12 protein-coding genes are annotated in these 19,851 nt (G+C 34.6%); 6 read left to right on the top strand and 6 right to left on the bottom strand.

Annotation, left to right across the window (positions count from 1 at the left end; translation table 11 throughout):
- Positions 1–355 precede the first annotated feature (355 nt).
- The 3 genes from FHT21_RS01285 to katG form a co-directional block, all read right to left on the bottom strand.
- Complete coding sequence (locus FHT21_RS01285) at positions 356–1,912, bottom strand: RagB/SusD family nutrient uptake outer membrane protein (RefSeq protein ID WP_167292998.1); 1,557 nt, start codon at positions 1,910–1,912, stop codon at positions 356–358.
- Between the two features lie 26 nt (positions 1,913–1,938).
- On the bottom strand, positions 1,939–5,139 hold the full coding sequence (locus tag FHT21_RS01280) for a TonB-dependent receptor (RefSeq protein WP_208398849.1): 3,201 nt from the start codon (positions 5,137–5,139) through the stop codon (positions 1,939–1,941).
- Between the two features lie 952 nt (positions 5,140–6,091).
- Positions 6,092–8,368, bottom strand: coding sequence for a catalase/peroxidase HPI (katG, locus tag FHT21_RS01275; RefSeq protein WP_167292997.1), 2,277 nt, complete (start codon positions 8,366–8,368; stop codon positions 6,092–6,094).
- A 415-nt stretch (positions 8,369–8,783) separates the two neighbouring features.
- Here katG and FHT21_RS01270 point away from each other — a divergent pair, with 415 nt between their 5' ends.
- From FHT21_RS01270 to FHT21_RS01255, 4 genes are all read left to right on the top strand, one after another.
- Positions 8,784–11,645, top strand: coding sequence for an NACHT domain-containing protein (locus FHT21_RS01270; RefSeq protein WP_167292996.1), 2,862 nt, complete (start codon positions 8,784–8,786; stop codon positions 11,643–11,645).
- A gap of 506 nt (positions 11,646–12,151) precedes the next feature.
- Positions 12,152–13,438 carry a site-specific integrase gene (locus tag FHT21_RS01265; RefSeq protein WP_167292995.1) on the top strand — a complete coding sequence of 429 codons (1,287 nt, stop codon included), beginning with the start codon at positions 12,152–12,154 and terminating at the stop codon, positions 13,436–13,438.
- Positions 13,439–13,988: 550 nt separating this feature from the next.
- Complete coding sequence (locus FHT21_RS01260; protein ID WP_167292994.1) at positions 13,989–15,428, top strand: AAA family ATPase; 1,440 nt, start codon at positions 13,989–13,991, stop codon at positions 15,426–15,428.
- Between the two features lie 2 nt (positions 15,429–15,430).
- Positions 15,431–16,300 (top strand): hypothetical protein, encoded by an 870-nt coding sequence (locus FHT21_RS01255; protein ID WP_167292993.1) that lies wholly within the window; start codon positions 15,431–15,433, stop codon positions 16,298–16,300.
- Positions 16,301–16,325: 25 nt separating this feature from the next.
- On the opposite strand, the gene FHT21_RS01250 is transcribed toward FHT21_RS01255, so the two are convergent.
- On the bottom strand, positions 16,326–16,469 hold the full coding sequence (locus FHT21_RS01250) for a hypothetical protein (RefSeq protein WP_167292992.1): 144 nt from the start codon (positions 16,467–16,469) through the stop codon (positions 16,326–16,328).
- 418 nt (positions 16,470–16,887) lie between these two features.
- Between FHT21_RS01250 and FHT21_RS01245 the strand changes: the two genes are divergently transcribed.
- Complete coding sequence (locus FHT21_RS01245; protein ID WP_167292991.1) at positions 16,888–17,229, top strand: hypothetical protein; 342 nt, start codon at positions 16,888–16,890, stop codon at positions 17,227–17,229.
- Positions 17,230–17,446: 217 nt separating this feature from the next.
- Here FHT21_RS01245 and FHT21_RS01240 read toward each other — a convergent pair whose 3' ends face one another.
- Complete coding sequence (locus FHT21_RS01240) at positions 17,447–18,397, bottom strand: AAA family ATPase (RefSeq protein WP_167292990.1); 951 nt, start codon at positions 18,395–18,397, stop codon at positions 17,447–17,449.
- Positions 18,390–18,680: a helix-turn-helix domain-containing protein gene (locus FHT21_RS01235; RefSeq protein ID WP_167292989.1), complete on the bottom strand. Its 291-nt coding sequence runs from the start codon at positions 18,678–18,680 to the stop codon at positions 18,390–18,392. Before FHT21_RS01235 ends, FHT21_RS01240 begins: the two co-directional genes overlap by 8 nt.
- A 356-nt stretch (positions 18,681–19,036) precedes the next feature.
- Here FHT21_RS01235 and FHT21_RS01230 point away from each other — a divergent pair, with 356 nt between their 5' ends.
- A complete protein-coding gene (locus tag FHT21_RS01230; protein ID WP_167292988.1) occupies positions 19,037–19,834 on the top strand; it encodes a short-chain dehydrogenase in 798 nt (265 codons plus the stop codon).
- The last annotated feature ends 17 nt before the right edge of the window (positions 19,835–19,851 follow it).

Below are 19,851 nucleotides of genomic sequence, written 5' to 3'. Positions count from 1 at the left end.
TTCTAATGATTATCGAGGTTCACAGGCTTTAATTAATCTCCTGTATGGTTCTATAATTTACTGCAAAAATAAGCCTAATAAATTAAAAAAGCCATTTTGTGCTTTTTATTTTTTTAAACTCAATTTACGAGTTACCGTAAAATCTGCCTATGCAATAGTTAAAGGCTATAAAATTGCCAATAAACCTATTTTAGCAAGCCCGACACGTCGTTTTGCATTAGTATGCTCCCGAGCGACATCGAAGGATCTCTATTCGGTTGTGCTTCAGCCGAAACGATGATAAAAAACGGATACCTCATATCGGGCATCCGTTTTTTTATGGTTGGTGTGATACCAACCACTAGAAATGTTGTTGTTAATAACCTGGATTTGGAGTCAGATTAGGGTTATTTTTGATTTCTGAAGTAGGAATGGGGAACAATAAATGTTTGGTTTGCAAAGGCTGGTTTACACTTTTATTAATATGGCCAACAAAATTATCAAAACCATTGGTACTTTCGTTGTACACTTTACGCAACCTCACCATATCGAACCAGATAATGCCCTCGTAACACAGCTCATGCCAGCGTTCCCTCCATACGGCTTCTTCAAACTGTGTTTGGCTTAGGCCTGCAAGATCAGCCAATTGAGCCCTTTTTCGCACTGCATTTACCGCAGCATAGGCAGCAATATTCGGGCTTCCATCGGCCCTGTTCTGTGCTTCGGCATAAATTAATAAGGTTTCTACATAACGGATCTGTGGGATATTCAGATCACTCCTGCTGGTACCTTCTACCCCTAACGTTCCATTGGCAACCACATCGAAGTGTTTGAAAACATAAGGCTTGCCACGGTTAATCAACGGCATTTTAAATCCATCAGTATAATAGTCTGTAAAGAAATAACCTTCTCTGTTTTTAGCTCTTAAATCTCCTGCTTCGTAAGAACCATAAAAACTTGCAGTTGGGATAGAAGTTCCAATTCCATCAATTTTAGAAACCAAAGGCTGGTGCAATGGCAGGTACGATGACTGCAAAGGGTTACCAGATCCGGCAGCATCATTGTACTGGATTCCGAATAAATGCTCCATTTTATTATCGTTCTTTGCATCGTGCAGGGCGCCGTAACTTGAAAATAAGCCAAGCGATGCAGGATTCCCGGTTGAATAATCGATTACCTCTTTGGCCTTATCTGCAGCTAGTTTATAATAAGCTGCTCCTTTGTTAAGGGGTTGTCCGGCCATGGTTAAATATACTTTTGCCAGTTCAGTTTTAATTGCCGCTGTAGAAATACGTCCGCTTGCATCCATAAAAGGCAAACCCGCTGCTTCTGCAGCAACCAGATCGTCAACAATCTGTTTGTAAACCTGTTCTTGTGGTGTACGGGAAGGAGAAAAATTGGGATCATTTGGGCTGGTAATCGGTTTTGTAATCAAAGGTACATCGCCCCACAAACGTACCAGGTAAAAATAGGCCCAGGCCCTAATGAAAGCAGCCTCTCCTAAAATTCTTTTTTTCTGTGCATTGTCCATCGGGTTAATGCCTGGAACTTTATCCAATACCAGGTTGGTTTGCGCAATTACTTTATAAAATCCGTTCCAGGTTTGGTTAACATGAAGGTTTGTTCCATCATAAATTAGTGCATACAAATTGTTCAGATCGGAATTTTGTGCTGTTTCGGTAGATTGTATCCCAGTTGGGGCATCAAACATCTGCCAGTTGTTGGAATAAATACCAGCACCGTTTCCAATAAACCTGATCTCTGCATAAACAGCAGCAATACCTGCTTCTGCATGCTCTGGTAAAGTATAAAAACTATTGGGTGAAAGATTGGTGGGATCTGTTTCATCTAAAAACTTCTTACATCCCGAATTCCCGATTATAGCACCGCTTAGCAACAACAAAGCAGCGATATTTTTTATGTTTATTTTCATTTTGATATCCTTTCTTTAGTTAATGTTTATAATCCAATGTTTAAACCCACCATGAAAGTAGTAGGCTTTGGATAATCGAAAAATGTTTGCCCCTGTGCAAATGCATTTCCATAAGTAGTTACCTCAGGGTCGTTACCGGTATACTTGGTGGCCAGGAAGAAATTCTGAACAGATGCATAAACACGGAGTTTGCTCAAGCGCAATTTTTCGACAAGTGTTTTATCAAAAGTATAGCCCAGTAAAAGGTTTTTTCCACGGATGAAAGAACCGTCTTCTAACCAGTGGGTATCTACGTTGGTTACATAACCGGCAGACTGATCCCTGATTGCAGCAATCGGCGTATTTTGGTTCTGGGGAGTCCAGGCATTTAATACACTGGCGAAACTATTGGCCTGTACCTGTCTGTCTTCTCCCGAGTGATGGGTCATATTCAATACATCGTTACCATAAGAATATTGAAGTTCTACAATCAGCTCTAAGTTTTTATATCGGAATGAGTTACCAAACGATCCCCAACCTTTCGGTGTTCCGTTACCAATAATCTGGCGGTCGGCATCTGTAATGGCGTGGTCGCCGTTTACATCTAAATATTTGATATCGCCCGGAAGCAAAGTTTTACCACCGCGATAACTTACATATTTAGCTGCTTCTGCTCTTTCGGCCTCGCTCCAGGTACCTAAACGCACCAGGCCCCAGAATGACCCTACAGGCTCACCAACTCTGATAATACCTGTTTGATTGGTGAAATTTGGATTACCCACACCAAAAATATCATCAGGCGTTGCCAAAGAAAGCACCTTATTTCGGTTAAGAGAGATATTAAAGCTGGTTTTCCAAGTAAAATCGTCGGTTTGTACGTTCACCGTATTGATGCCTAAATCTAAACCTTTGTTCTGCATAGACCCTATATTTTTTCTGATCACCGCATATCCTGTGGTACGTGGCACCGGGGCATCCAGTAACATATCGGTTGTTTTTCGATAATAAAGGTCGGCCTCTAAATTAATTCGGTTGTTAAATAAACCCAATTCTAAACCCGCATCAACCTGTGCTGTTTTTTCCCAAACCAGATCTGGATTGGCCAAACGGCCGATACCAATACCGGTTACCTTACTATCATTGATAATAGCTGAGTTATTAACCAATGTAGCTAACGACTGATAGGCAGGAAGTTCTGAATTACCACTTAAACCATAACTGGTTCTTAGTTTTAAGTTAGAGATGGTTTTGTTGCCTTTAAGGAAATCTTCATCTGAGGCTTTCCAGGCCAGTGCTGCCGAAGGGAAAAATGCAAATTTATGGTTCTCACCGAATTTGGATGATCCGTCTACCCTACCTGTAAAAGTAACCAGGTATTTATCTTTAAAGGCATAGTTTAACCTTCCAAAATAAGAGTTAAAAGCTGATCTGTTGCGACTAGAGCCCACCGTAATCGATTTACTTCCGGAGCCCATATTATTGTTTCCGTAAAAATCGGTTACAAAATTCTCGGCATGGCTGGTATTGCTAAAGAAATTGGTGGCCTGCCAAGAGATACCCAATAAAGCATTAATGGCATGCGATTCTGCAAAACGTTTGTTATAGGTTAAATAGTTTTCTAATGACCAAAAGGTTTCCCTATCATTGGTTACATTGGCTGTTCCATTCTGCCCGTCAGAAATACCGTACAATTGTTTGGCGTTGTACTCGTTAATGTTGCGGCTCACAATATTGGCCCCTAACTGGGTGCGGAATTCTAAATCTTTACTAAAGCTAATGGTAGAATAAATACTTCCTAAAGCCGTTTGGGTAACCATTCCATATTTTTGATCAGTTAAGATATGCACCGGATTGGAGCCTCCTTCTGCCCATGGAATCAGTTTATTGTCGCCCCACTTGCCATCTGCCAGTTTAATGGGCAGAAAAGGGAATGCTTCGGTAATCATACGGACTGAATTTAAGCCGCCTGTTCCCTGATCAACAATGTTTTCGTTCTGGTTATTATAACTCAAATTACCGCCTACCTTTAACCATGGTTTAATTTTGCTGTCGAAATTAAATCTGCCCGAATAACGTTTTAGATAAGAGTTTAGCAAAAGACCCTCGTCGTCGCGATAACCCGCAAAAACACCATAAGTGCTATTTTCGTTTCCACCTGTAAAACCCAGCTGGTGATTTTGCGAAAGTTTGTTCTGTGTAGATTCTTTCAACCAATCGGTGTTATATAATGGGTTTCCATTGCTATCGAAAAATTGAGGTAAAGCGATCCTTGCTGCTTTAGGAACAGGGGTTGATGCATAGTTACCTGCGGCCCAACCTACCGGATCGTACACCTTGATGTTATCGTAAGCCAGATCCTGCACTTTAACATACTCAAAAGCATCAAGCATCTTAACATGATGGGCGGCCAGCGTATTTACACCAAAATCTGCGTCATAAGTGATGCGTTGAGCATTTGCTGTTCCTTTTTTAGTAGTGATTAAAATTACACCATTTGCACCTCTTGCACCATATATGGCTGTAGAAGATGCATCCTTTAATACTTCTACCGAAGCGATATCGCTTGGATTAATGTAATCGATAGCGTTACTGTTCTGTGTTTGAGATCCTACTGGCAAAGCCACCCCATCTACCACATAAAGTGGATTGTTACTCGTGTTGATGGAACTAAAACCCCTGATTTTGATGTTTGTCTGCCCACCAGGCCTACCCGAGTTGGTATTTACCTGTACACCAGAGATACGGCCAGCTAATGCCTGATTTAGCGATGAAGACGGACGTTCCTGAAGTTCGCTGGCTTTTACCACACCAACGGAGCCGGTAAGATCTGTCTTTTTCACTGATCCATAACCAATTACCACTACTTCGTCTAACTTATTGGCTTCGGCAGGTATCATTTTAACGCTTACGTTAACTTCGTTGCCTACTGTAATATCTTTATTTTGATAGCCCACATACGAAAAGCGGATCACATCATTCGGGTTCGCCTCGATACTGAACTTACCAGTTTCATCAGTTACAGCAGTTTTACCTGAAGAAATGTTTTTGATGCCAACGCCTGGAATTGGCATGTTTTTTTCGTCTAATACGGTTCCTGTAATTACTTTTCGGTTTTGAATATGCGCTAAAGGCATATTTAGCTCGGAAAACCCCTCGGATTTTTCAGCAACCAGATTCATCGAAAAAGCAGGGCTGTTGAGCAAAAAAAGCACAGAAAGCCCTGAAATCTTTAATAGATTGATTTTCATCGGTTTTAGGTTTAGAAATGGTTAGTTAATAATATATAATTCAGCCGCTAACAGCTAAAACGTTTTATCAATTGTTCAATAAAAAACAATTGAAGGCAAATAATCATTTTTAATCAGAAGGGCTTCGAGTTAAAAGCAATTGTGTGCTGGGAGATCGCATTTTTAAACGGGTTAAAAACTACACACAAATAAACTACACAGACATACATTATCCCATAGGACATAAATACACCTAAGCTCATCATCATATTCGGTTGTTGATAAATCGATTTATCAATTCAATATTAAATATTTTATCACAAAATCAAGAATATTATTTTGATAATTAGAAACACGTTATCGTATAAATCCAATTACAGTATGATTACTTTTACAGGCGCTAATTTTTTTGAATAAATGTTCTATGTAAATCAGGAAATGGCTTGCCTCAAATTCATTATGCCTCACCTATTTAAGTCTATTTTTAATAATTAGATAAAAAATTTTAGTTTTTTTTTGAAAAAAAGCTCATCAGGTTTCCCTATAGATAACATTAATCAGCACAGATATATCAATGTTGCATAGCGGGCTATTGCCTATAAAAACGAGAAAGCCCCATATTTCTATGAGGCCAATTATTTTGTCTTATTCGCATCCACCAATAAGACCAAACCAAACAAACTAATGAAACTAAAAGACAAACAAGTTTGAGAATTGTTTTAACAAATAAAAAAATCTTTCATTTTTTTATTATTTAGGTTATTTCAGAAAAAATAAATGCAACTTAAACTACCATTCTCTATCGCGCTCAAGGTAAAAAACGGGCCATTTTCTAAAAAGAATACAGTGTCTTGTACTGAATTACCCTTACAAAAACTGTAAAGCGAAACCTGTATCATACCATGACGAAAACATCGGTAACAAAAAGGCACCGAAATTTCCGGTGCCTTTAAATGTTGTGTTCTATTTCTGATTAATTTAAATCAAAACGATCTGCATTCATTATTTTATTCCAGGCGGCCACAAAGTCTTTTACAAATTTACCTTGCGCATCAGAACTTGCGTACACCTCTGCAATTGCCCTTAATTCTGAATTGGAACCGAAAACAAGATCGGCACGGGTTGCTGTCCATTTTGGCTGACCAGTTGAGCGGCTGCTTCCAATATATAGTTCTTTATCTTCAGCAACGGCTTTCCATGCAGTTTCCATATCTAATAAATTAATGAAAAAATCATTGGTAAGCTGACCCGGTTTTGTAGTCAAGATCCCGTTTTTAGAACCGTCGAAATTGGTATCCAGTGCACGCAAACCACCTACCAGCACCGTTAATTCGGGAGCAGTTAAAGTAAGCAACTGGGCTTTATCAATCAGGAATTCTTCTGTAGGAACTGTAGATTTAGATTTACGGTAATTACGGAAGCCGTCTGCAAGCGGCTCTAAATAACCAAAAGATTCTACATCGGTTTGCTCTTGTGAGGCATCCATCCGACCTGGTGCAAAAGGCACTGTAACTGAATGGCCAGCAGCAGCAGCAGCTTTTTCTACCGCAGCAGCACCTGCCAATACAATTAAATCGGCCAGTGAAACTTTTTTGCCTTCAGCTTGTGCACCATTAAATTCTTTTTGGATTCCTTCTAATACGCCCAATACTTTTTGCAATTGTGGAGGATTGTTAACCGCCCAGTCTTTTTGCGGAGCCAAACGGATCCGTGCACCATTGGCACCCCCACGCTTATCGGAACCACGGAAAGTAGAGGCGGAAGCCCAAGCGGTAGAAACCAGTTCTGATACACTCAATCCTGAAGCCAATACTTTTGCCTTTAATGCGGCAACATCACTTTCGTTGATTAATACATGATTAACCGCGGGTATCGGATCTTGCCAAAGTAATTCTTCCTGTGGCACATCTGGTCCCAGGTAACGCGCTACAGGTCCCATATCGCGATGGGTTAGTTTAAACCATGCTCTTGCAAACGCATCAGCAAACTGATCAGGATTTTCTAAGAAACGTCTTGATATTTTTTCATACTCGGGATCGAATCTTAAAGAAAGATCGGTGGTAAGCATGGTTGGCAGGTGTTTTTTTGATCCATCAAATGCATCAGGAATAATAGCTTCTGCATTGACTGCTTTCCACTGATGTGCGCCGGCAGGACTTTTCGATAATTCCCATTCAAATCCAAAAAGGTTTTCGAAAAAATTATTGCTCCATTGCGTCGGTGTGGTGGTCCAGATTACTTCTAATCCACTGGTAATCGCATCAGCACCTTTACCAGAACCATAACTGTTGTTCCATCCTAAACCTTGGCTTTCTATACCAGCAGCTTCAGGCTCTTTGCCTACATGGTCTGCTGAAGCAGCACCGTGGGTTTTGCCAAAGGTATGTCCACCGGCAATTAATGCTACCGTTTCTTCATCATCCATCGCCATGCGACCAAAAGTATCGCGGATATCTTTTGCGGCAAGAATTGGGTCTGGGTTTCCATCTGGTCCCTCTGGGTTTACATATATTAATCCCATCTGCACTGCTGCAAGTGGTTTTTCTAAATTACGTGAATGTACGTCTCCATCTGCATCATCGTCTGTAACCACCACTCCATGTGCTTTTTCTGCTCCTTCAGAGCCGTGTCCATAACGAAGATCGCCACCCAACCAGGTCGTTTCCGAACCCCAATATACCGATTCGTCAGCTTCCCAAACATCTTCACGTCCACCGGCAAAACCAAAGGTTTTAAAACCCATCGATTCTAAGGCAATATTACCTGTTAGGATCATTAAATCTGCCCACGAAATTTTGCGTCCGTATTTTTGTTTAATCGGCCAAAGTAATCTGCGGGCTTTATCGAGGCTCACGTTGTCTGGCCAGCTATTAAGGGGTGCAAAACGTTGTAATCCGGCACCAGCACCACCACGGCCATCGCCTACCCTATAGGTTCCGGCGCTGTGCCATGCCATTCGGATAAATAAGCCTCCGTAGTGACCAAAATCTGCAGGCCACCAATCTTGCGAATCGGTCATCAGTGCATGAAGGTCTGCTTTTAGCGCTGCCAAATCTAAACTTTTAAAAGCTTCAGCATAACTGAATTCACCATCCATTGGGTTAGATAAGTTAGAATGCTGACGCAAAATACTCAACTTTAACTGCTTTGGCCACCAATCGCCATTTCTGGTACCACCACCAGCTACATTACTCTTCATGCTGCCATTATGAAACGGGCATTTGCTGATATCATTCGATTCTTTTTCCATTATGTATAATATTTGTTAGTAAAAATCTGATCCGTTATTATGGGTTAATCAGATTATCATAAATTTAGAGAATTGAAATAACTAATCACAATCATTTAATTCTATAATGGAATAGTTAGAATCTATTACTACGCTGTATCAGCGATTTAGGTGGATGGCAGCCTATGTGGCCGCAAAAATTTAACCTGATGTTAATCTTAAAATAAAATCCTCCTGTAAATTGATTAAATTTTTGAAGGCATTATAAAATATCATGAGCGCTTTTTCAAACAGCCTGATACTGGAAAGAAAATGAGTTAAAGTTTAACTGAGCTTAAATAAAAAATGAAAGATTCTACTTAACCTATTTAACTTGTATATTAGTGTTCTAATTGGTGAGATTTCCTATTTAGTGATTTATAACTAACCCCAAATAATGAGTGCTTTCAAAATAGATACCCTAAAACATATTGAAAAACAGAAGCTTTTTGATTTAATAATTAATATTATTGGCAAGTTGGGATATAATAATATTAGACAAGAAGGTGATTTAATTATAGGTAATTATTCGGGGCCGTTATCTCAACACAACCATGGCTTTATCTATTTAGATGAAAAGCTAAATTCATCGAAAGAGATAAATCAGTATGAGAAAGTGATTAAAGGTGATGCACAAAAATATGAAATAGGAACATTTTTTGTCTTTTCAAACAATACAATTACGAAAGGTTTTCAGAGTGGGCTAAAATCGAAAATCCAAAATTTAACTCTTGATTTTATCGGTAGAGATGATTTAATTGTCTTAATCGATAAACATTTGATAGACTTTTGGAGACACGATGATGCAAAGCTGCTTTCCTATGAAAAATTTTACTGTGATGCTATTTATGGCGAAAATGATTTAAAAAAACTTCAAATATTTAATGAAAAATATGAAAGACTTCTTCAAATTTTTATTGAACCGAATTATTATCATTTTCACGAAGATAAGGCAACTGGGACACCAGTGAGAAAAAAGGTTAGTATGGAGCAACTCACTGAAAGTACTAAACCAATCATTTTATCTGGGAATGCAGGAACAGGAAAGACAACTTCATTGAAAAGAATTGGTGAGAATTTAATTTCACTCAATAAAAATAGCAAAGCCAAGAAAAATTTACCACTTTTTCTAGGAATCACAGAACTTTTTGATTTTGATTATAAGATTGAAAAATTAATAAAAGATAAACTAAAGCCATATTTTGCCGATGGTGATGATATTTATGGTCAATATCAAATTACGTTGTTAATTGATTCTATTGATGAATTAGAAGAATCAAACCAAAATACAGTTTTGGAACAGTTGATGAAATTACAAAAGAACAAAAACGTAAATTTTATAATTGCTAGCAGAAATTCTGAAAAGCTTTTTTCTAATCCGATAATAAAAGGTGTTTCAAATTATTCAATTGAAAAATTTAATGACGAACAAATAAAGCGGTTTATTTCTTCATTTTTTCAAAATGAACATAATAGAGCTGAATCACTTTTAGATGCTTTAAAAGATAATAGAATACTCGAGAAATTACCTATTACACCATTAACACTTTCTTTAATATCAATTTTATACGAAGAAAATAATTTAGAAATCCCTGCTACTATAACAGATATATACGATAATTTTAACTCAGTTCTCTTAGGTAAGGCTGTTGTTTCTTCAAGACTTGAGTTTATTGACAGTTCATTTAGAGAAAGGATATTATCTCTTTATGGTCTTGCTTTGCTAGAAAGAAAGGAACATGCTCCTATGGACAAGGAAGAGTTCTTTGATTTCTTTGTTAAGTACTATGAAAATAAAACAATACCAATTAGAAAAGGTGGCATAAAGGATGTATTGGAGTATCTTCTAAATAACACTGGGATTTTATTTTTGAAGGATGGCAAATATATCCAATTTAGCCACGATTCTTTCATGGAATACTATGCCGCTATAGAAATATTCAAACATCAAAGGGAGAAAGAAAGTTTAATGATAGATAGCTTCCTTGAAATTCACTGGCAGAACACCGCTTTTTTCTATGCTGGAAAATCAAAAGATATGAGTGGTTTTTTGGAGAAAATAATCGAAAGAACCAACAAAGCTTCAAAATTGAGTGATTTTTTTATTGGTGTAATGGGTCTAGGTTATCTTATGCAAGCATTATACCAAACAGACAATAAATTGAGAAAACTTGGAGTTGATTCTGCAATTAATTTGAATATACAAGCCCATGAAACAATACTAAAAATTAGTGGAGAACATGAGTTTTTATATAAAAATTACAAGTTACCAATACTTCTATTAATGAACGCTTTCTATTTTTATGAAAATTTTAATTCAATTACATTAAAAGAACCGTTAAAGTTATCTTTCAATGATTTTTATACCTCTTATCTTAATTCTTCAAATACTAATGATGGATATAAAAGTCTTAAAACAGCACTTACACTAAACTCTAAGAGAATTAATGATGTTGAACCCTTAGAGAAACTAATTTTCGAGAGTAAATTAATACATGATCCGAACCTACTAATATTAACAAACATTGCAGTGGATATGGATAAAACAAAAAATTACAAAGAAATAAAAAAAGAAATAAAAAAGGACTTTCACAAACTTGCTGAGCCGTTAAAAAAATTAGCTGAAATCCCAGCAAACAGACTCCGATTTAGTAATTATGATAGCATTCAATCAAACAAGAAAATCACAATTATTACGGAGGGAATAACTGATACGCAGATACTTGAACATGCCTATATGGTATTAACTAATGGTAATTTGCCGTATTGGCGAATAAAACCAGCAGGTGTTGAATCAGGTGGGGTAAAGGAGTTGTCGAAAACTCTACAATCTCTAATGCCTATAATAGAAAAAGATCAAAAGATAATTGGAATATTTGATCGAGACTCTGCTGGCATTCAAGAATTTAATAGTCTTAAAGGATTTGAATCTCTCGAAAACCACACTGTAAAAAAACACCCGAAGTGTGAAATCTACGCAATACTTTTACCTGCAATCAGCAGTAGGGAAAATTATATCCAATCAAAACAAGATTTTAATTTTCTAGAAATTGAACACTATTTTTCTGACGAACTTTTAAGTTCTCATAATAAATTAAAAGAAACTCCGATTAAAGGAATTTTTGAAATTAGAGGAAGCAAACAATCCTTTGCAAAGGAGGTAATTAAGATTCAGGAACCGGAAAAATTTCAGAATTTTCTAGAAATTTTTGAAAGAATTGATAAAATATCCGGAGTTCAAGTGGATTATTTAAATTAATAAGAGCGACTTTTGGTAAGTTTTACCTATCGAATTTCGACACAATTGAATTTATAGGAGATTTTAATGCTTTTGATAGTGCATGTATCGTACTTATAGTTACATTAACTTCTCCTCTTTTAATTCTTCTAATTTGCGAACTGGTAAGTTAGCCTCGTAAGAAAGTTATTTTTGTATGAACTTCTGAGATTCTTCAACTCTTTAGCAAAAGCCTTTGTACTCCATAATTTTTATTATGTATCCAAATTCTCATATGTGAAAAGAATTGTATGAATTTGTATATAAAAAAGCTACGGAAATCCGCAGCTTTTAATGAAAATTTGTGGAGCCGAAGGGAGTGGAACCTATAATAAATTATGATTAAATTAGATAAAATTTGTTTGTTTTATTTTGTATAATTATCTGGTATATAGAATATTAATTAATTTTTATAAAAGTAAGATAAATTTGATAAAAACAAAAAAGGGTGTATTTTTGGGTGTTGTTTAAAAAAAAATACACCCATTATGGCTAACGAGGCATTTAAATTAAACTATAACATAAGCTTTCAATTAGAAAAAAGAAGATTAAATGGTGAGTTGATTGTTTTGAATGTTCCTATTCAGATGGTTATAACATTTAATAGTCAAAGGCTTAAACTTTTAGCTGGGTATAAGATTGATGCTAATAAATGGGATGATAGATTTCAGCGAGTAAAGAAAGGTGCCAGTAATGCAAAAAAAGAGACGTGGAGTGATATCAATAACCACCTAGCAAAGTTAGAAACCACTATAGTAAATGCATTTGATACATTTAAGTTAAGGAGAATTACACCTTCTTTAGATGAGATTAAAACTATTTTTAGAGAATCACAAGGAAAAGCTGGGGGACAACAGAAAAATTCTTTTTTTGATGCATTTGAAAACTTCATAACTGATCAATCAAGGGAAAATACTTGGAGTGCTTCAACAATTATTAAGCATAAAACAGTTTATAATACTTTAAAAGAATTTGATAGTAAACTGACGTTCGAAACATTTGGAGCAACGGAAATACAATCTTATTTAGAGTTTTTAAGGGTTAAAAAAGGTTATAGGAATACTACAATTGCTAAACAACTCAAGAACGTTAAATGGTTCTTAAGGTGGGCATTAAGAAAAAAATACACAACCAATTCGGAATTTATTGATTTTAGGCCTAAATTAATTGGAGTGACAGAATCACATGAAAATATCATATTTTTAACGCTAGATGAATGTAAGAAGCTTTTTAGTTTCGATGCAAAAAAGGATTATTTGAATAGAGTTAAAGATGTATTCCTGTTTTGCTGTTTTACAGGATTAAGATTTTCTGATGTATTTAAATTAAAAAGATCGGATGTAAAAGACGGATATATTTCTGTTACAACATTAAAGACAACAGATAAGCTGACAATACAATTAAATCAATACTCTTCAGCAATTCTGCAAAAATATTCAGAAACTCCCTTTGATGAAGATAAAGCTTTGCCTGTTATCAGTAATCAGAAAATGAACAAATATTTGAAGGAATTGTGTAGAGACGCAGGATTGAATGAACCTCAAAGAATTGTTTATTTCAAAGGGAGTAAAAGGATAGAAGAGGTAAAACCAAAGTATGAATTAATAGCCACACATACCGCAAGACGTTCCTTTATTTCTAATGCAATAGCATTGGGAATGCCTGTTGAAATCTTAATTAAATTTACAGGCCACAAGGATTACAACTCTATGTCACCTTACTTGAAAGTGCTAGAAGGTACAAAGAGTTCGGAAATGGCTAGGTTTAATGCCTAATTCTTTGGATTGCCAAACAAGTTTTCAGCTACTGCACTTTTGTAAATATGTTTTTTGAAATAATCAAGCTAATGAATTTGCTATGTTTTTCCTTGATAAGTTAAGTAGCTAATTAAAATATGTCTTTTTTATATCTGTATGTCGATTTGCTTATTCGTAAGGTATTGATATGTAGGTTTTTGTGCGTTTGTTTGATTAAGTATTTAAAAAAGACTGATGGTATTGCTCTATCGGTAATTTTTACGAAAATTTGTGAAGAAAAAGGAAATACCCATCTATGAAATAAAATTTTTGAAAATGTGGAATAATCACTATTGCTACCACGTGTTTACCATTATCTGGGAAACAGACTAATTTATTATTAAATTTTAGAGCATTAAAATTCTTAAGCCCCCAAGGGATAAGCGAAACAAAAACCCATAATTAGTATCTTGAGCATTAGATGGTGTATAATCTTAGCAAAGAACACACCTTAATATATAGTATGGTATTTGCAAACCTATCTATTTTGTTTAATTTGGTCGATAAAAGTACATAAACAAACTAAATTATGTTTTCGATTAATCTTAAGAATTTCCGTAGCTTCAAAAAGCAAACTTTTCACTTTGATAAGTTTAACATCCTAATCGGTGAGAATAGTTCTGGTAAAAGTAGCCTATTTAAATTTCTATTAGCAGCAAAACAAACTTTAGAAACTCCACATAACAGAGAAATCAATTTTCTATTCAGTGGCGAATTTGTTGATCTAGGGAGTTATAAGGAATCAATATACTATCATCAGGATGAACTCCCTCTGATTTTTGATTTTGTTTTCGCTGAATCTTATATTCCATTTTTCTTGCATTTTATGCTTGGAGAAGATGCATCTACAAAAAAAATTAAACAGTCTTTAGATGATTATTTTAATGAAAATTTACCAAATTCAATTTCGCAAATAAGTTTTGAGCTCACTAAAGAACTAAATTCTCATGATTCAATAAAAACACGAATAAGTAATAGCGAGGTTGGGAATCTTTATATAGACCCAATGCCAATTGATAAAAAATCTTCTAAAAATCCATTGGTCGATAATCCTAAATGTCGAATTATATATTCTGACATACAAGCTAATAAAAAATATGTCCTAGATAATATTGGTTATTCAAAGGATGGTTTCTTAACAATAATCGACCCGGGCGATTTACGTCAATCGTGTGGAAAAGTTTTTACAAACGAAGATGACGAACGAAAACCCGCAACTGTTATAAAACAAATCAATAGATTATTTAACAGAATTGCCTTATTGCTTGTTGTACAAAATTTTGTAAGATATAATCTTGAAAATATCGAATATATCAATCCTATAAACACCCATCCATCTAGATTTTACATTAAAAAAGACCAAAAGAAATTTAGCACAATTAATAATTTAGATGATGTGATGGCATTTTTCAGTGCCCCTGATGATTACAAGCTAAAAGTATTAAAAGACTTTATCAAGATATTGAAAAAACTTGGCGTTACAGATCATGTTGAGATAATGGAAGATGAACGGCTACCAGTTATGGAATTACGTGTTAAAGTAAAAGATCTTTTGAGTAATATTAGTGATGTAGGATATGGCGTTTCATTACAAATTCCTGTTATACTTAAGGCACTACTTGCTGATAGATTATCGGATGGTTATAAGATTATCTTGATAGAGCAACCCGAAGTTCACCTTCACCCTAAACTTCATTCAGCATTGATCGAAGTTCTTGTTTCACTGTCAAAAAACACTGTCTATTTCATTGAAACTCATAGCGAGCATATCATTCGAAAGCTCCAAGTAATGGTTAAAGAAAAATCTCATGAGTTACTACCAAATCAAGTCACAATTCATTATTTAGTGAGAAAAAATAAACATTCTGAAGTAACTGAACATCCTATTATGGAAACTGGTTATTTATCAAAATCTCTGCCAACAGGCTTTTTCGATAATTCTTTTCAACTATCTAAACAATTATTGTAGCAATGGATATTATTTTAACGCCTTCTCTATTTGAAAGATACTTCACCGCAATATCCAAACCCAAAAAAGATACTTTTGAAACTGACTTAGTTTCATTATTGCAAAACAACAATAATAGATTTGTACTGTCAAATGATACAGTAAGCTATATAAATGATAAATTAAAAGGAAACCCACTAATAGCATTTATCCAGCCTTTTTTTACAAATTTGATAGATGATCAGGTATTTAATGTTGAAAGTGATGGTGCAAAAAATGAAGATGATATATTGGACAATATTTGCAGAAAGTATGAAGCAAGTACATCTAAGACAAAAGACGAAGTTTACACTGCAATTTCTTATAGAAAGAATCTTCCAATCAAACAATCTATTGATTTAACTTCAATTAGTCAATCAAAGAAGATTTGGGCGATTTTTCAAACTTGCTGTTACCATCCTAAGCCATTAGTAATGCATTACTTTGACTTTGATAACAATGAACAAATATTTGAGGTAATATCCGGTTTCTTCAGTATGGCCAAAGCCAATTCAATTTATTACGTTTTAGATAGGCAGTGTAATCTAGATCATGATTTTTTTAGTCATTTTCAGAAGGTAACTAAAACTCATTATTACACGGCGCATGGTAAAATATACGGTAACGAAAAGAAATTCAAGGATAATTTTAAATCTGTTTTCATTTTCTGTGGTGATACTAATGAAATACATGAAAGAAAATTAATTTGTGATAACTTCATTCTTGAAACGGATGAAGATTTTTGGAATATCGAAGTTGATAGAACAACTTGGAAAATAGATTTTACCCACTGTTCAAAAATTGCTAACAAATTGAGAGGTAAAGTCTCTAAATTCACGAGAAAGCACATCTAACCGTGCTTTCCCGTGAAAATGTTACTTATTCATTATCTGAAGGAACTGAAATTTCATCAGAATTTGTCAAATCATAACAAACACCTTTTGGGAATTGATTTTCTGAATTTTTGGCCTCAACCTCGTCAACGATAGAAAAGCCTGTTAAATTACTGCTGATCTTATTCATGTGTAAATTGGTTTAATTTAATCAATGTTTGATTATTTATACAAATGTATAAATTAATAACTCCAAACAAAAAATACTCTCATGTATTTTACAATGTTTATATAGTTAACAAAAGAGTGATAAAAAAGTTTAAGTCTTACAAGTATGTTGTTTTATGCCCTATATATAAAAAGTAAATTGGCTTTAAAATTAAAAATATAAAAAAATCGCTTAGATTTACCACAATTATTTTTTAGCGACTCGTATAGCTACCGAACCGACCAAAATTAGAAGTCTATGCACGAGAAAGAGTTTGCCTACGCCATGGCGTGGGTGCCTTTGTTCGTGTATGCGCTCTTGGTCGGGCGTGGTAGCAAATGAAGCCCCACGCTATTTTCATTTATTTAATTTCTTTTAGGGGGCGAAGGAACTTAAAATTATGATGAAAAAACTAATGTCTCTTGTGCTGTTGTTGGTAATTTTTACAGCCTGTAAAAAAGCTCCCAATTCAAGTTCTAAAGTAGAAGTAACGATTACAGGTTCTACCACGCAGAGTTATAATGTAGTGATACGTACTGAAGACGGCTCCTCAACATACATAAATGAAAAAAATAACTTAGGTGCTAAAACTTTTAAGTTTGAAACAAAATTTAATGAAAAGCTTTCTGTGAATTTATCTAGTGGAAATAATTTTCCTTGGAAGGTCAAAGCCTACAGAGATGGGAATTTAGTGAAAGATGAGACTTCAATATCTTCTGGAAGTTATAGCACTTTTTTCTAACTTAAGAAGAATTAAGGGCTTTGATATTTAGTCTAATCATTTAAAATCAATCATACGTACTGAGCTTTTTTTGATTTAAAAAGATGTTGTGGATATTCTATCGATAGGCTAAATATTCAGATTTTTATCTGGTACGTTTGATTTTAATTAAGTTTGAATAAAAACGTACCAATCGTACATTTTTTTTGGTACGATCAGTACGATTTAGAATCAATGTTTACTCTCTCGCTAATTTTTTAACTCTCTTTCTAATTGCACCTTCGGTTAATCCAAATATTTCGCCTATTTCTTTATTTGTTTTTCCTTCTTTCTTTAGCTCTGCAATTTTGGCGTCTTGAGCTTCTTTATGATTTGAATTAGTGTTCAAATGCTCAAATTCATTGTCGAAGCCTAAAAACCTAAATTGTAAAAAATTATTATTTTCTCCTTTGTCTATTTTACAGGTTATGATATTTCCTTGATGATATATCTGTTCGCAGTTCCTTTGCTTTATTTGCTTAATGTACCTTAATGACGTATCGTGGTAGCTTTGACCAATTGCGAATGCGCTATCACAGAAATTTGAGAGCATTTTACTCCCTCCTAAGTCAATATTTGTAATTGGCCTATCGAAGTTTCTTTTGGGTGTATGAGCTAAAATTAAAATAGATAAGTTATATTTATTTTTCATTGTTTTTAATCTTTGCATTAAATCTAATGCATACTTTGCTTTCTCGGTTTCCTGATTTAAAAATGTAATATTATCAATAATCAAAATCTTTGATTCATTATTTACCACTTGAATTTCTATCTCGGATAAGATGTCGTTTTGATCAGCAATGATATTGTCGTTAAAGGAGCATCTCAGAAAATTGTCATTAAATTTGAAATCATTTTTATAGTTATCTGAGTACCTATTTTGAACTTGCTTTGAAGAGAGCTCAAAATCACAGTAAATAACCTTTTGTTTTTTTGCTTCCAATTTAAATCCTGTTATAGCTTTCCCTTTACTAATGCTATCTGCTATCTGAAATGCTAAAATAGATTTACCTAGGTTAGTGTCAGCAAATAGAATACTGATTTCACCTTCAAACCAAAACTCACTGAATAACATTTTAGGGGTTTCTCTTGATGAAGCTTCATCAACCCAATCATTAAGAGGCATTGTTGTTAAAATTTCACTAGCCATTCTTGCCTCCCGCTTTTTTTGTTAGTAGTGAGGCTTCGATATCCTCAATTCTATATCTGATTGATTTTCCAATTTTTGTAGCTTTTATTAAGCCTCGTTGGGTGTAGGAGTGAAGCGTAGGAAGAGAGATTTGTAGAAAACTTGCGGCTTCTTTTCTTGAGAGGGGTTTGCTCGTATTCTGTGGAATTTGTTTCGTGTTTATTGTAAGCTCTTCAATCGCTTCTCTAACACTTTGTTTGATTAGGATTTTAAAGTCCTCCCAATTTAGACTTGTAATCATCATTTGATTCATCTTTTTAATTGTAAATGCACAAATGTTACTTCGGTTCAGTTTGATTGAGCCAATACATGTGTACGAATTATAAATAAATAAGATTGTTTAAGATTTTAATCTCGCCAAAAAGGCGTAACTGGTGATGGATTTATTTAAATCCTTTAGCTCTAGAGCGAGCTTACCCCGATGAAATTACAATCACGTTGTTTACCTTACAACGTAGCGTAAATATAATACAACGACATTCAAAAGAAAAATTATTGTTATTTGATTACTTATAGATGACTGTTGTTATTTTTAATTTCTATTTGTACGTTTCTAAAGTTAATTCTATTTATTAGGTTTGATAATTAAATTAACATTCTATGCTTAAAATTTCGCCTGCTGATTTTTATTTGAATACTCCGCTTTATACAAAATTGTTCTATGAAAAAAAAGTGGAGCTTAATGATTATATATACAAGTATAGAATTCCTGATATTGAAGGATACAATCCTATTAATAAAATTGAAACAACATTTGCAACTGCTTCAAACTATAAAGAAATAATAACTGATGGGACTAACTATAATGTGAAACCGGAAATATTATTAACCTGTAAAAGAACTCGTGCTGAATTCAACTTCTATTTATTTTGGAATCAAGAAGAACGGTACATAATGAAAATAGGGCAATATCCTTCAGTGGCGGATTTTCACATAGCTGACGTAAAACAATACAATAAACTGCTAAATAAGGAAAGTTTAAAGGAATTTACAAAAGCAATTGGGTTGGCTGCTAATGGTGTTGGTATCGGTAGTTTCGTTTATTTGAGGAGGATATTCGAAAACCTTATTTACGAAGCACTTTTAGACTATAAAAGGGAATTTACATTAGAGGAAAGTGACTTTAATAAAAAGCGCATGGCTGAAAAAATAGTTTTTTTAAAAGACTTTTTACCTGAATTTTTAGTTGAGCATAGTGAGTTATACGGTATATTAAGTAAAGGCATCCATGAGCTCGAAGAAGAGGAATGTTTAGCTTACTTTGATACAGTTAAGGTTGGTATAGAGCTAATTTTGGATGAAAAACTTGAAAAATACAATAAGGAAAAAAAGAAAGCTGACGCCAAAGCAAAAATCTTACTAGCCTCTAAGTCAATCAATAATAAAGGGGAGGGATAAAATATTTAAATTAATGC

This window comes from Pedobacter sp. SG908, assembly GCF_011759615.1.
Taxonomy (GTDB): Bacteria; Bacteroidota; Bacteroidia; order Sphingobacteriales; family Sphingobacteriaceae; genus Pedobacter; species Pedobacter riviphilus.
The sequence above is the reverse complement of the archived record's forward strand: the minus strand, read 5'-3'. Positions and strand labels throughout refer to the sequence as shown.